Source organism: Escherichia sp. MOD1-EC6475 (genome assembly GCF_003046645.1).
Lineage (GTDB): Bacteria > Pseudomonadota > Gammaproteobacteria > Enterobacterales > Enterobacteriaceae > Escherichia > Escherichia ruysiae.
The window spans coordinates 1-14,060 of the sequence record NZ_PZKQ01000051.1 but is presented as its reverse complement, the minus strand read 5'-3'; the positions used below and the strand labels follow the sequence as shown (position 1 = coordinate 14,060).

The following is a 14,060-nucleotide window of genomic DNA, read 5'->3' as shown; positions in this document are numbered from 1 at the left end:
CCCGCCAGCACTTCGGTGATGATTGCCAGTTGGGTGTTAGCCTTCACCGCCAGTTTGTCGATCAACGGAAAAAAGGCAGCCGTCGGCACCAGTGCCTCGGTCACAATGGTGAGATGCGTCTCCCAGCCGCGCGCGAGGGCTTCGGCATCGGTAGTCAGCTTATCTGCTGCCTCCAGCAGAACGCGTCCTCGCTCCAGCAACATACGCCCGACATTGGTGAATTTTGTACGATGACCCGAACGGTCAAACAGCACCACATCCAGCTCTTCTTCCAGTTTTTGCATGGTGTAGCTAAGCGCAGAAGGCACGCGTCCCAGCTCATCTGCTGCCGCCGCAAAACTGCCACGGCGATCGATCGCGTCCATAACACGCAGTGCTTCCAGCGTTAATGCCCTTTCTTTGGCCATGTCGTTCTCATTCAGGAAATTTGAACATACCGGGCAGAATATCTGGCTAACAATGTAGCGTCCAGCCCCTTACCATAAAAGGAAGTAAAGAGAGGTCAATAATTATGATTACTACCCGAACTGCCAGGCAGTGTGGACAAGCAGACTACGGATGGTTACAGGCCCGGTATACTTTTTCCTTTGGACACTACTTCGACCCGAAATTGTTAGGCTACGCCTCCCTGCGCGTGCTCAACCAGGAAGTGCTGGCTCCAGGTGCCGCCTTTCAGCCGCGAACCTACCCAAAAGTCGATATTTTGAATGTGATTCTGGATGGAGAAGCAGAATACCGCGACAGTGAAGGCAATCATGTTCAGGCCAGCGCCGGTGAAGCCTTATTGCTTTCTACTCAGCCGGGCGTGAGTTATAGCGAACATAACATCAGCAAAGACAAACCGTTAACGCGGATGCAGCTTTGGCTGGATGCCTGCCCGCAGCGAGAGAATCCGCTGATTCAAAAACTGGCGCTTAATATGGGCAAGCAGCAATTAATCGCCTCGCCCGATGGCACAGAGGGTAGTCTGCAACTGCGCCAGCAAGTGTGGTTGCATCATATTGTGCTCGCCAAGGGCGAAAGTGCGAACTTTCAACTGCACGGCCCGCGCGCCTATTTACAATCGATTCACGGCCAATTTCATGCGATTACGCATCATGAAGAGAAAGCAGCACTGACCTGCGGTGACGGGGCATTTATTCGTGACGAGGCTAACATTACGCTGGTTGCTGATTCCCCGCTGCGCGCTTTACTGATAGATTTACCTGTCTAGTTGTTTTTACAGGGAGAAGATGATGAGTAAAAAATCGGCGAAGAAACGCCAGTCAGTGAAGCCCGTTGTGGCGAAAGAAACTACTCGCGCAACTAAAAACTTTGGCTATGAAGAGATGTTGAGCGAGCTGGAAGCGATAGTCGCCGACGCCGAAACGCGGCTAGCCGAGGATGAAGCCGCCGCATAAAGACAGGTTGCCGGATGCGGCGTAAACGCCTTATCCGGCCTAAAAAACCCAACAACATCAATAAATTGCGCACCCAGTAGGCCGGATAAGATGCGCCAGCATCGCATCCGGCTTCAGGCATCCGGCACGATACCCAAGACCCGCCGCTTATCTGGCCTTGCTCGCCATAATCTCGATAATCTGCCGATCCGTTTGCTGCATCGAATGGCTTGCCAGCGCACACAGGTTGGCAATCGACTGCTCAACATCATGCGCCACAATGCCTTCATTGCCGGTCACAGCGGTATCATCCAGCGCCATTAACACCGCTTTCCACGCAGCCGAAGCACTGGTCGAAACCTTCATCGCGCAACTGTTCGACGCACCATCGCAAATCATGCCGCTGACATCGCCGATCATACTGCTGATAGCCATAGAGATCGTTTCATAACGCCCATCCACCAGCCACGCCATCCCGGCAGCAGCCCCCATTGCTGCCGTCGTTGCAGCACACAGCGCGGATAAACGCGGCAACTGGTTATGGATGTAGATCGCGCTCAAATGCGAAAGCATCAGCGCACGCGCCAGCCGTTCATCATCCGCCCCGAAGTGTTCCGCGACCACCACCACGGGCATTGTCGCGGTGATCCCCTGGTTGCCAGAACCGGAGTTACTCATCGCCGGAAGCGTTGCGCCGCCCATACGCGCATCGGATGCCGCGCTGGTACGAATCACAATCGACGAAGAGAGATCTTTCGCCAACAAACCGCGTGCACACTGTTTTTCCAGCGTTGCGCCAATATGCAGTCCCCAGTTGCCACTCAAGCCTTCCTGCGATAATGCGCAGTTTAGCTTCGCAGAATCGAGAATAAAGCGGATCGCCTCAAACGGGACTTCATTGACGAACTTCAGGATCTCGGCCAGCGTCGTTCTGGAGAGCACCGCCAGCGGCGACTCTTGCTCGCCCTCTGTCACACATGCCTGCTGGGCAAATACCACGCCATTGTGCGTCTCAATATGCACAATGTTGGTATGTCCACCGACAATGGTGACACACGCCCACTTCTCGCCGTTCCAGACTTTGGCGCGTGAGAAGAGGATCTCGTCGCAAGGTTCCTGGATCTTAACCGAGACTTTCCCCGCCGCCAGCAATGCTTTGGCATCAGCAATCGCCTGCGCAGTTGCGTCTTTCAGCACTTCCAGCCCGGCTTTGGCATTTCCGCCTAACGCTCCCAGCGCCGCCGCAATCGGCAGCCCCACCATTCCCGTGCCGGGAACGGTGACGCCCAGACCGTTCTTCATCAGATTTGGCGAAACCCAGGCTTCTACACGTTCAACCGGACCTTCCAGTTCTGCCGCAGCAACCGCCGCTGCCAGCGCCAGTGAAATAGGTTCAGTACATCCCAGCGCCGGTTTTACTTCCTCCTGAACGGCGAGGATGTAACGCTGCCATAACGGATTTAAAGTCGAATCAAACATAATAAAAACCTTAAAATTTCAGGTAAATCAAGAAAATGCCAGGAACGGAGAAACGCAAAGCAACAAACCGGTGACGATAATCAGGTACAGAGACATCCCTTTGTATTTGTGCAATGCCGGTACTTTGTAAACCAGCCACGCCGGGATCAGGCACCCTACCATGCCGAAAATCGGGCTACAGATAGAGGTGAAGCTCAACACCGGCGCGTTCAGTACGATGGCGCTCCAGGCCAGTAAAATGGCGAAAATCATGATGCCGCGCTGGACGAGATTTTCGTTAATCTTCTCAGCAGGTATCTTGCGGCGCAGGATGTTCATTACAATCCCTTGCGTTGCTTCACGGAAGCCTAAATAGACGCCAAAAAACGCGGTCATTACGGCAAAGATATTGAGAATGACACTAACCACTTTTACCCACGCAGCACCGTCACCACTAATAAACTGTGCGGCAATCGCCAGCGCGGAAATATTCTGCTCGTAGGCTTTTACCGCTTCGTCATGTCCCATCGCCAGCGTGAACGACACGGCGTAGAAAAAGACAGTGACAAACAGAATGCCGAACGCGATGTTCATTGCCCGCAACGCTTTATGCCGCGCTACTTCAATCGATTTTTCCCGCGAGCGATAGGAAATCACCATCGGGCTTAATGTCTGGATAAACAGAATCGACGTCAGGGTAAACGGCAGCGTAATAATGGCGTTTTTCACCAGCAGCCCCAGCGGCGGCAGCGAACCCACGTTATACAGATGCCACATTCCCACCATCGACACGCCCAGCGCAGCGACTACCAGCAGTTTGGTCAGTACCATGCCAGTCGAAATCTTGAATAACAGTTTCTCGCCGCGTGAGGAGATGGCGACCAGAATGCAAATCAGTACCAGTCCATAAAACGGATTGTCTGATAGCACGCTTTCCGTCACGCCAAAAGTATGTAAATAGGAGGCGCTATCGTTGGTGATGGCGGTGGAATACACGAACATCCAAATCACCAGCATTACGAAATAGAGTGCACCTAACAGGATGCCCCAGTTTTTACCTAAATAACCGCTGATGACGCTCGGGTAATCTTTACATTCTGGTGATTCTGCCAGCGTATTAATAAACAATCGCTGAAACAGATACATTGCCGGGTAACCAATCACCGATGAGAGCAAAAATACCCATAATCCCATCAAACCGACCTGCACCGGGAGAAAAACAATCCCCGCGCCAATCGCCATCCCGATACTCATAATTACCCAGCCGGTGTCGGTACTGTCGAATTTGATTGCTTCACGCCATTCACTTTCACTCATTCCAGCACGACCCGCCGGGGTCGAAGCGTCTGCAATGACGCCTTTATTCGTTGCAATTTCCATAATTTCTCGCTCAATATTTTGTAGGGCTTTTTATTTTTTTCTAGCCGCATCAAGGCGATACGCGGTCTACGTTTTTTTGCAGGCGAGTTATTAGAATGAAGAAATGATACGCGTGAGGTTAGAGAAAATCTTCACAATCAAGACTTTGAAATAGCAGTTATGGATAATAATTTTCTATCAAATCAACAAAAAAGAAACAGTTATTCTCTATTTGCGGCAGATCACAATAAAAAAGGGTGCACATTTTGTGCACCCAAAGATAAATGCGGATGAAATATCAGCCGCAGACTACTTTTATGGCCAGTCCTCCGCGTGAAGTTTCGCGGTATTTATCGTTCATATCTTTGCCGGTTTCATACATCGTCTCGATCACTTTATCGAGTGAAACACGCGGTGCAGAAGTGCGCCGCATCGCCATTCGCGCGGCGTTTACCGCTTTCACAGCGTTGATAGCGTTACGTTCAATACACGGAATTTGCACTTGTCCGGCAACCGGATCGCAGGTCAGCCCAAGGTTATGCTCCATAGCGATTTCCGCCGCATTGCATACCTGCGCCGGGCTGCCGCCCAGCAGTTCGGTTAACCCTGCCGCAGCCATCGAACAGGCCACGCCAATTTCGCCCTGACACCCCACTTCCGCACCAGAGATGGAGGCATTCATTTTATACAGCGCGCCGATAGCGCCAGCCGCCAGCAGAAAACGGGCGATGGATCGCTCATTGAGCGGACGGCGGAATTTATCGTAATAGGCCAGCACTGCCGGAATAATACCGCAAGCGCCATTAGTTGGTGCTGTCACTACACGTCCGCCAGCGGCGTTTTCTTCGCTGACCGCCAGAGCAAACATATTGATCCAGTCGATGACGTTCATTGGATCGTTAGAGATATTATCACTAGAGACCAGCAAACGGCGCAACGCCACCGCCCGGCGTGGGACATTGAGTGGACCTGGCAATACGCCTTCGGTATTCATGCCGCGTTCAATACCGTCGTGCATCACCTGCCAGATACGAGCAAACCCTGCATCAATTTCCGCTTTGCTGCGCAGCGCCAGCTCGTTATGCATCATCAGGCCAGAAATAGACAGGCCGTTGTAATCACACATTTTCAGCAGTTCGCCTGCCGAGTGGAAGTCATAAGGTACGGGTGTTTCGACATCGTGCGACAGGCCGAAGTGTTCTTCTTCAACGATAAACCCGCCGCCGACAGAGTAATAGGTTTTGCTTAATAGCTCTTCCTGCCCGTTCCAGGCAGTAATCCGCATCCCGTTCTCATGACGAGGCAACATTTCGGGATGGAAGATAATGTTCTTTGCTACAGGAAAATCAACAATATGCGCACCAGAAGCCACCGGCAGTCGCCCACTGCGCGTCACAAGTTCAATAAATGCAGGGATCTCATCAATAACAACATCCTGCGGGCTGTTTCCTGCCAGTCCCATAATGATGGCGATATCCGTGGCATGGCCTTTGCCCGTCAGTGACAACGACCCGTAAAGATCGACCACAATATGACTTGTTGCAGTTAATAAGCCACTACTCACCAGTCGGTCGATAAAACTTTTTCCAGCATTCATTGGCCCCACGGTATGCGAACTGGAGGGACCAATACCAATTTTGAAAATATCGAATGCACTAATCATAACCACACTCTCGGATTGCCGTTCTGTGAAGAGGAGCGGAACGACTCTACGGTCGCCCCGCTCCGGGCTTTACACGCTACGTACTGCGATAGCTTCAATTTCCAGCTTCACATCTTTCGGCAAACGCGCGACCTGCACGCAGCTACGGGTCGGGTAGGTCGCCTGATGCTCATCGAAGAATTGCTTATAGACTTCATTGATGGTGGCAAAGTCATTCAGATCGGTGATGAATACCGTCATCTTGATGATATCGCCCACGGTGAGGCCAGCAGCAACCACGATCGCTTTGACGTTTTCAAGGCTTAAACGCGCCTGATCTTTCACATCAGCCGGGATCTCGCCGGTCTGCGGGCAAACCGGAATTTGCCCGGAGGTGAAGACCATGCTGCCTAAATCAACGCCCTGAACATAAGGGCCGATTGCGCCTGGGGCACGTTGCGTTTCGATAATCTTTTTCATACATCCTCCGGCGTCAGAGCGCCTGGGTAAAGGTACGTGAAATCACATCCTGTTGCTGTTCGCGAGTCAGCGCATTAAAGCGCACAGCGTAGCCAGAGACACGGATTGTCAGGTTCGGGTATTTTTCCGGGTGCTCAATGGCATCCAACAACATTTCCCGATTCATAACGTTAACGTTGAGATGTTGACCGCCTTCGATGTCCGCTTCGTGGTGGAAGTAACCATCCAGCAGGCCAACAAGGTTGGTTTTGCGTACCGGATCTTCTTTACCCAGCGCCGCAGGGACGATCGAGAAAGTGTACGAAATACCGTCTTTGGCGTAAGTGAACGGCAGTTTTGCCACGGAAGTCAGCGAGGCTACCGCACCTTTGCGGTCACGACCGTGCATCGGGTTAGCGCCCGGCGCGAACGGCGTACCCGCGCGGCGACCGTCCGGCGTATTACCGGTTTTCTGTCCGTACACCACGTTAGAAGTGATAGTCAAAATCGACTGAGTCGGCACCGCGTTACGATAGGTTGGCAGGGCTTTAATTTTCTTCATAAAGCGTTCAACCAGATCGCAGGCAATGCTGTCTACGCGCTCGTCGTTGTTGCCGTACTGTGGATATTCGCCATCGATTTCAAAGTCCACTGCCAGACCGTTTTCGTCACGGATGGGTTTCACACGGGCATATTTAATGGCGGAAAGTGAATCCGTCGCCACCGACAGACCCGCGATGCCGCAAGCCATGGTGCGATAAACATCACGATCGTGCAGCGCCATCAGCGAGGCTTCGTAGCTGTACTTGTCGTGCATGTAGTGGATGATGTTCAGCGCGCTGATGTACTGCACCGCCAGCCAGTCCATGAAATGGTCGAGGCTGTCCATTACTTTGTTGTAATCCAGCACGTCGTCCATCAATGGTGCCGTTTTCGGGCCGACCTGAATCTTCAGCTTCTCGTCCACCCCGCCGTTGATTGCGTACAGCAGCGTTTTCGCCAGGTTAGCGCGTGCGCCGAAGAACTGCATCTGCTTACCAATCACCATTGGGCTGACACAGCAGGCAATTGCGTAATCGTCGCTATTGAAGTCAGTACGCATCAGATCGTCGTTTTCATACTGCAAGGAAGAGGTGACGATAGACACTTGCGCCGCATATTTTTTGAAGGCAATCGGCAATGCTTCTGACCACAGAATGGTCAGGTTCGGTTCCGGCGCTGGCCCCATGGTGTGCAGGGTGTGCAGATAACGGAAGGAGTTTTTAGTCACCAGAGAGCGACCATCCAGCCCCATCCCGCCGATCACTTCCGTCGCCCAGATAGGGTCGCCGGAGAACAGCGAATCAAATTCCGGTGTACGCAGGAAGCGCACCATGCGGATCTTCATGATGAAGTGGTCGATCAGTTCCTGCGCCTGCTGCTCATTAAGCACGCCGGCTTTAAAGTCGCGCTCAATGTAGATATCGAGGAACGATGCGGTACGACCAAGAGACATTGCGCCGCCGTTCTGCGATTTCACCGCCGCCAGGTAAGCGAAGTAGAGCCACTGCACCGCTTCCTGCGCATTCTGCGCCGGACGGGAGATGTCGAAGCCGTATTTCGCCGCCATTTCCTGAATCTGCAACAGCGCATGACGATGTTCAGCCAGCTCTTCACGCAGACGGATGGTGGCTTCCAGATCTTCACCTTTTTCCAGACGAGACTGGAGATCGGCAAATTGCAGTTCGCGTTCACGTACCAGATAACTGATGCCGTACAGCGCCACGCGGCGATAGTCACCGATGATACGCCCACGACCATAACCGTCTGGTAAACCGGTCAGGACACCAGATTTACGGCAGCGCAGCATATCCGGTGAGTAAACATCAAATACGCCCTGATTATGGGTTTTACGCAGATCGGTAAAGATGTACTCAAATTCGCTGTCCATTTCACGGCCATAGGCGTGGAATGAACTTTTAATCATATTAATGCCACCGAACGGATGCAGCGCGCGCTTTAACGGCGCATCGGTTTGCAGACCAACAATTTTTTCCAGCGGCTGATTAATATAACCAGCATCATGGGCGGTAATGGTAGTGGCAATATTAGTATCGAAATCAACCGGCGCGTGGGTCGCATTTTCGATACGAATGCCTTCCATTACTTTTTCCCACAATGCCGTGGTCGCTGGCGTTGCTTCAGCAAGGAAAGATTCATCACCTTCATACGGTGTATAGTTTTGTTGAATAAAATCGCGGACATTAATTTCGTTTTTCCAGTCCGTACCTTTAAAGCCAAGCCATGCGTCGGCGTACAGCTTATCGCCGGTATCAATATCTACCTTCATGAAAAATAATCTCTCTACAATACTTCAACTAAATTATGCAAACTCTGCGGAGGCGTTAACTTTGCCTAAATGAATTGCATCTAAGGCAATCATTTTTTCTTCATTAGTCGGAATAACGGCGCAAATTACGCGCGCATTTTCACTGGAAATAATTCGTTCACCGTAGGAATTAGATTGATTATTCATTTCCACATCAATCTCAACGCCTAATACGGCTAAATGCTCCATGACCAGACGACGAATTAAACTTGAGTTCTCTCCTATTCCACCGGTAAATATAATGCCATCCAGACGATGTAATGAGGCGGCATGTCCGGCAATATGACGGGCAATTCGATGAACAAAAGTTTTAATTGCCAGTTGTGCGCGTTCGTGACCTTCATGCCAGGCTTTTTCCAGAACGCGTAAATCTGAAGACAGACCGGAAATACCTAATAATCCCGACTCTTTATTCACTACGCGTTCCAGATCGCCCAGGCTCTGATTGGTTTGGCTGGCAACCCAGGACATCGCGCCGAAGTCGACATCACCACTGCGCGTCCCCATCATCAAGCCTTCCAGCGGCGTCATTCCCATTGAGGTATCTACGCTCTGACCGTTACGAACCGCGCAGATTGACGCGCCATTACCAAGATGCGCCACAACCAGCCCGGAGTCATCTTCCACAAGGTTCAGCAGAGAATGCGCTCGCTGGGAAACATAGCGATGTGACGTGCCGTGGAAACCATAACGGCGCACACCTAACTCTTCATAATATTTCCACGGCAGGCCGTATAAATAAGCCTCTGGTGCCATCGTCTGGTGGAAACTGGTATCAAATACCGCCACCTGGGTTACGCCAGGAAATAATTGCTGCGCCGATTCAATGCCACTTAAATTGGCGTAATTATGCAGCGGAGCCAGTGGAGAAACGCGACGGATATTATCAATGACTTCATCGGTAATAATGGCGGACTCGGTAAAAATACTCCCGCCGTGGGCGATGCGGTGGCCAATTAAAGCCACACTGCCATTTAAATTCCGTTTTTCCAGTTCAAATGCGATTGCCTTCAATGCACCTTCGTAGCTGTGGTGAGCCAGCGGTGCTGGCTCTCCCCCATTTACGGATAAGAATGCATTTTCCGAGTTAATACCGTCGGCAATACCTGACATTAATACTTCACAGTCGCTGGCATCAAGCACGGAAAACTTAATCGAAGACGAACCACAGTTAATAACCAAAACAACCGGAAATTCATTCATCTCTTTTCTCATCCTGAGTTATGGATTAAAACAGTTTGTATACGATGTTCAGGATGGTCAGCAGACCAATCACGGTAACAAACACGTTATCCAAACGACCACGGTATTTCGCCAGAGACGGCGCTTTACGGATGGCGTACATCGGCAACAGGCACAGCAGGGATGCGATAATCGGCGCGCCCATGGCTTCAATCAGATCCAGGATGTTCGGGTTGGCGTAGGCAACAACCCAGGTTGAACCCATGATGAAGATCATGCTGATAGTGTTCAGTTTGCCCGCAGAAACTTTGGTTTTGTCGCCTTTATAACCAAACTTCAGAACCAGGCCGTTCAGACCTTCCAGCGTCCCCAGATAGTGACCGAAGAAAGATTTGAAGATAGCAACCAGCGCGATGATGGACGCCGCATATTCCAGAATAATAGCGAACGTCGTTTTGGTGCCGGTCATGGATGCAAAGTGGTTAGCCAGGTAAGAAAGCACCGGAATGTTCTGCGCTTTTGCTTCCGCCATGTTCGCCGGAGACAGCGTAAACAGGCAGCTGAAGGCAAAGAACATGACCACTGCAACCATCAGCATACTGGCGCGAGAGATGATTTGTGAACATTTCTGCTCAGTGAAGTCACGACCAAAGTCTTTCTCATACTCTTCACGCTTAGAAACCACGAAAGAAGAGACGATTGGCGAGAAGTTGAAGGAGAAGACCATGATAGAAATCCCCAGCCAGACGGTGATCAGGATACCGTCATGACCAGTTAACGACAGCGCGCCAAGGTCAACTTGATCGATAACCGCAGAGTTCCAGTAAGGGATCAGCGACAGAGAAATCAGCACCAGGCTGGCGATAAAAGGCCATACCAGGTAGCTCATCACTTTAACCATCAGATCCTTACCAAACCAGATGACGAACGCCATCAGCAGCAGCAGGAACAGCGCCACGAAGCCACGGTTCAGCGGCGCAAAGCCGAGCTGGTTTTCCCAGAAGGTCATAAAGGTGTTGGTGATGGTAACGCCATAAATCCACAACAGTGGGCAAATCGCGAAGAAATACAGGAAAGTGATGACCACACCGCCGGTTTTACCAAAGTGCTCTTCTACCGTTTCCGTAATGTTGCCGGAAGGGTTAGAGCCAGAGAGACACAGACGCGCCAGCGCCCGGTGGCAATAAAACGCAATCGGGTATGCCAATACCAACATCAGAAGAATCGGGATCAGTCCGCCAAAACCTGCGCGGATAGGGAAGAACAGCACCCCGGCGCCGATTGCCGTACCAAACAAGCCTAACGTCCATGTGGTATCTGATTTACGCCAGGACGATTGTTTTGTCTGGCTGGATACAATGCTATCTGAAGTACTCATATCCTATCCTCAACGAATTAATTAAGCGTCAACGAAACCGGTGATTTGAGAGACGCGGGAAAGATCGATATTACCGCCGGAAATAATACTGACGGTTTTTCTGTTTTGAATATATTGGTCTAATTTACCGCTTAATAATGCAGCACATGCCAGAGCGCCAGCGCCTTCGGTGATGACTTTATTACGCTGAATTAAGGCAACCATACTGTTTCTGATTTCGTCTTCGCTGACCAGCACGATGTCATCGACTAATTCACGAACGATTTCGTAAGTTAAATTACCCGGGCGGGCGACATCACAACCATCCGCCAGGGTGCCGGTAGTTCGGTGCGTGGTTATTTCTCCGGAGTGGAAAGAAGCCGCCATGCCGTGAACGTTTTCTGACTGCACACCAATAACACGAATGGTCGGGTTAATAGATTTAATTGCCACCGCAATACCGGCAATTAAACCGCCACCGCCAATTGGCACAATGACGTTATCGACATCATAAAGATCTTCCATAATTTCCAGCCCAATGGTTCCCTGACCGGCAATCACTTTCGGATCATCATAAGGTGGAATAAAGATGCGACCTTCCGTTTCGACAATTTCGCTCACTTTGGCGATGGTGTCGTTGAAGTTGTCGCCGTGCAGTACCACTTCAGCAGAGTAGTCACACGTTGCTGCAACTTTGGATTTTGGCGCGCCTTTCGGCATTACAACTTTACCATCAATACCCAACATCGCACAGGAAAGCGAAACCCCTTGCGCGTGGTTCCCTGCTGAACAGGCCACTACACCTTTACGTTTCTCAGCATCAGTTAAGGAGCTTAATTTATTAAATGCGCCACGAATTTTAAATGAACCGGTACGCTGCATGTTTTCAAACTTAAGGAATATTTCACCTTTGCAACGTTCACTAAAATAGTTAGATCGAGGCATTCCTGTTTTATAAATTCGCCCAGCCAGACGTTGTTTTGCTTCAATAATGTCATCAATAGCAACCGGCAGATCGTATGTAATATGCATTATAAAACCTCTTAGCCTGAATTAAATATGTAGGTAACCGTAACCAGCACCTGCAAAAAGGCAGGTGGATTATTTATGTTTAAATAAAAAACAAATAACTAACAAGCTTCTATTAATTGCTTTCGTCTACACCCATTATAAGATGAATATTCTTTGGCTAATTCCACCAAAACCGATGCTGCTTTTTTAATACGATAATTTTTCGACCATACTGCGGCATATTGCGCTACCGGTAATGTTTCCTCAACCGGAATGGTAATAAATTGATTAGAACCAAAAGGTGAAGTCATATCGCAGGGAATCACGGTTAAGAAATCAGCATTGAGAACAAGATTATAAATTGTCACGACTGAGTCGGTTTTAACGATGTTTTCAATACTGATGCCATTTCTTTGTAACGTGGTGAGTAGTTCGCTGTAGTATCCCATATTCGTTTGCGGCAACACCCACTGTTCGTTCTTCAAAGACTCCAGCGTGGTGGTGCCGGTGGATGTTCGGGACTTACTGGCAACCAGCACAAACTCTGACTCGAACAGCGGCTCGACATGCAAATCCTGAAGCTTCATTTCTGCACTTAACGTACCTATCGCAAAATCCAGACGCCCGTCGCGGATAGCCGGTAAGAACGAGGACAATTGCGCTTCATACATTGAAACCTGCGCTTTCGGGAACACCTCTTTGAATTTGTTGATCATCCCGGACATAAAGGTAAAGCCAATCAGCGATGGAAAACCAAATGAGACCTCCACGACTGCATCAGAGGACATACCGCTAATCTCATTAACCATATTTTTCATTTCGCGGGTAATGGATTCGGAGCGTGAGAGCAACAATTGACCAGCTGGCGTCAGCGTTACACCGGTATTTTTCCGCACCACTAATTCCACGCCAAAATAATCTTCGATATCGTTAATGATTTTACTTACCGCTGGTTGAGTTAACCCTAATTCTTTTGCAGCCGAGCCAATAGAGCCACTTCTGATGACTTCCTGAAAGACTACCAGGTGTTGCGTTTTAGGAAGAAGAATAGTGCTCATAACAACCCGCGTTAATTACCTCATTGACGGTATGAAGTGTATCAAAATGCAATGAATAGGATATGTGCGACCACTCACAAATTAACTTTCAATAGTTTTCCAGGCATATCCCTAAAGACATATAATCATTTAATATCAATGAGTTATATAAATAAAATCAACACAAAGGCTGACTTTTATCAAAAAAACAAGGGGGGATAACCATATTTTATGGCGATAACGTCGCACTTAATTTTTGTTATTAAAAAATGCTCTTAGACGATATTTCAAGCAATTATCGTGTATTTCGCAGACGAATTTTAAGTTAAATTTAATGAGCAAGTTATCAAATTTTATTATAAATAAATCATTTCCACAGATAAATAATGCGGTACGTCACATTTTTTTTCGCCATTTGTTGGAGATAGAACATTTATTTTATCAATATTTTAAAATTTCGAATACAGATATTGATCATCTCGAACAATTGATTAACGTCATTTATTGTCTCTTTTGCAGAACGTCATTTTGTGAATGCAATCGTTTTCCATGATTTATTGTCGCATTCAGGTTGCGGAACAGCATTTTGTGTTGAGGATCACAAAACTAATAATTGCAATTCGCAAGTAAGCTATCAGAAGAGAGCACAGGGTGACTAAAAAGAGTGTTTATATTGAACCAACAAGCCGCTTTCTTTTGGGTATAGCGTCGTGGACAGTCATTCATCTTTCCGCTCGCTCCAAAAGCAAAAACCCGCCAGTCTGCACTGGCGGGGTTTTGTTTAAAAAAGGGAAACATACACCTAAAC

General features: G+C 49.3%; 12 protein-coding genes and 1 pseudogene. 3 read left to right on the top strand and 10 right to left on the bottom strand.

Features of this window, described 5'->3' with window-relative positions; genetic code table 11:
- Nucleotides 1-407, bottom strand: a pseudogene (gene yhaJ / locus A7589_RS16455) (DNA-binding transcriptional regulator YhaJ); the annotation flags it as partial.
- A gap of 104 nt (nt 408-511) precedes the next feature.
- Between yhaJ and A7589_RS16450 the strand changes: the two are divergent.
- Both A7589_RS16450 and A7589_RS16445 read left to right on the top strand, forming a co-directional pair.
- The gene (locus A7589_RS16450) at nt 512-1,213 is read left to right on the top strand and encodes a pirin family protein (protein WP_000633570.1); all 702 of its coding nucleotides are present in this window, start codon (nt 512-514) and stop codon (nt 1,211-1,213) included.
- A 22-nt stretch (nt 1,214-1,235) separates the two neighbouring features.
- Nucleotides 1,236-1,400 carry a protein YhaL gene (locus A7589_RS16445; RefSeq protein WP_010346326.1) on the top strand — a complete coding sequence of 55 codons (165 nt, stop codon included), beginning with the start codon at nt 1,236-1,238 and terminating at the stop codon, nt 1,398-1,400.
- 147 nt (nt 1,401-1,547) lie between these two features.
- Here A7589_RS16445 and cyuA read toward each other — a convergent pair whose 3' ends face one another.
- From cyuA to tdcA, 9 genes are all read right to left on the bottom strand, one after another.
- Complete coding sequence (cyuA, locus tag A7589_RS16440; RefSeq protein WP_000460495.1) at nt 1,548-2,858, bottom strand: cysteine desulfidase; 1,311 nt, start codon at nt 2,856-2,858, stop codon at nt 1,548-1,550.
- 27 nt (nt 2,859-2,885) lie between these two features.
- Entirely contained in the window at nt 2,886-4,217 is a 1,332-nt protein-coding gene (locus A7589_RS16435) for an SLC5/6 family protein (RefSeq protein ID WP_000401617.1), read from the bottom strand.
- 277 nt (nt 4,218-4,494) lie between these two features.
- A complete protein-coding gene (gene tdcG, locus A7589_RS16430) occupies nt 4,495-5,859 on the bottom strand; it encodes an L-serine ammonia-lyase (protein ID WP_000622147.1) in 1,365 nt (454 codons plus the stop codon).
- Nucleotides 5,860-5,928: 69 nt separating this feature from the next.
- Nucleotides 5,929-6,318, bottom strand: a complete 390-nt coding sequence (locus A7589_RS16425; RefSeq protein ID WP_000719986.1) for an enamine/imine deaminase — start codon at nt 6,316-6,318, stop codon at nt 5,929-5,931.
- Nucleotides 6,319-6,331: 13 nt separating this feature from the next.
- The gene (tdcE, locus tag A7589_RS16420; protein ID WP_000861696.1) at nt 6,332-8,626 is read right to left on the bottom strand and encodes a 2-ketobutyrate formate-lyase/pyruvate formate-lyase; all 2,295 of its coding nucleotides are present in this window, start codon (nt 8,624-8,626) and stop codon (nt 6,332-6,334) included.
- A 33-nt stretch (nt 8,627-8,659) separates the two neighbouring features.
- Nucleotides 8,660-9,868 (bottom strand): propionate kinase, encoded by a 1,209-nt coding sequence (gene tdcD, locus A7589_RS16415; RefSeq protein ID WP_010355087.1) that lies wholly within the window; start codon nt 9,866-9,868, stop codon nt 8,660-8,662.
- A 25-nt stretch (nt 9,869-9,893) separates the two neighbouring features.
- Complete coding sequence (tdcC, locus tag A7589_RS16410; protein ID WP_000107716.1) at nt 9,894-11,225, bottom strand: threonine/serine transporter TdcC; 1,332 nt, start codon at nt 11,223-11,225, stop codon at nt 9,894-9,896.
- 21 nt (nt 11,226-11,246) lie between these two features.
- Nucleotides 11,247-12,236 (bottom strand): bifunctional threonine ammonia-lyase/L-serine ammonia-lyase TdcB, encoded by a 990-nt coding sequence (tdcB, locus tag A7589_RS16405; RefSeq protein WP_000548355.1) that lies wholly within the window; start codon nt 12,234-12,236, stop codon nt 11,247-11,249.
- Nucleotides 12,237-12,334: 98 nt separating this feature from the next.
- A complete protein-coding gene (gene tdcA, locus A7589_RS16400) occupies nt 12,335-13,273 on the bottom strand; it encodes a transcriptional regulator TdcA (protein ID WP_000104198.1) in 939 nt (312 codons plus the stop codon).
- Nucleotides 13,274-13,586: 313 nt separating this feature from the next.
- Between tdcA and tdcR the strand changes: the two genes are divergently transcribed.
- Nucleotides 13,587-13,805, top strand: a complete 219-nt coding sequence (gene tdcR, locus A7589_RS16395) for a transcriptional activator TdcR (protein ID WP_032337154.1) — start codon at nt 13,587-13,589, stop codon at nt 13,803-13,805.
- The last annotated feature ends 255 nt before the right edge of the window (nt 13,806-14,060 follow it).

Coding starts and splice junctions, on each gene's coding strand:
- A7589_RS16450 (WP_000633570.1), top strand. CDS start 512: ATGATTACTACCCGAACTGCCAGGCAGTGTGGACAAGCAGACTACGGA.
- A7589_RS16445 (WP_010346326.1), top strand. CDS start 1,236: ATGAGTAAAAAATCGGCGAAGAAACGCCAGTCAGTGAAGCCCGTTGTG.
- cyuA (WP_000460495.1), bottom strand. CDS start 2,858: ATGTTTGATTCGACTTTAAATCCGTTATGGCAGCGTTACATCCTCGCC.
- A7589_RS16435 (WP_000401617.1), bottom strand. CDS start 4,217: ATGGAAATTGCAACGAATAAAGGCGTCATTGCAGACGCTTCGACCCCG.
- tdcG (WP_000622147.1), bottom strand. CDS start 5,859: ATGATTAGTGCATTCGATATTTTCAAAATTGGTATTGGTCCCTCCAGT.
- A7589_RS16425 (WP_000719986.1), bottom strand. CDS start 6,318: ATGAAAAAGATTATCGAAACGCAACGTGCCCCAGGCGCAATCGGCCCT.
- tdcE (WP_000861696.1), bottom strand. CDS start 8,626: ATGAAGGTAGATATTGATACCGGCGATAAGCTGTACGCCGACGCATGG.
- tdcD (WP_010355087.1), bottom strand. CDS start 9,868: ATGAATGAATTTCCGGTTGTTTTGGTTATTAACTGTGGTTCGTCTTCG.
- tdcC (WP_000107716.1), bottom strand. CDS start 11,225: ATGAGTACTTCAGATAGCATTGTATCCAGCCAGACAAAACAATCGTCC.
- tdcB (WP_000548355.1), bottom strand. CDS start 12,236: ATGCATATTACATACGATCTGCCGGTTGCTATTGATGACATTATTGAA.
- tdcA (WP_000104198.1), bottom strand. CDS start 13,273: ATGAGCACTATTCTTCTTCCTAAAACGCAACACCTGGTAGTCTTTCAG.
- tdcR (WP_032337154.1), top strand. CDS start 13,587: ATGAGCAAGTTATCAAATTTTATTATAAATAAATCATTTCCACAGATA.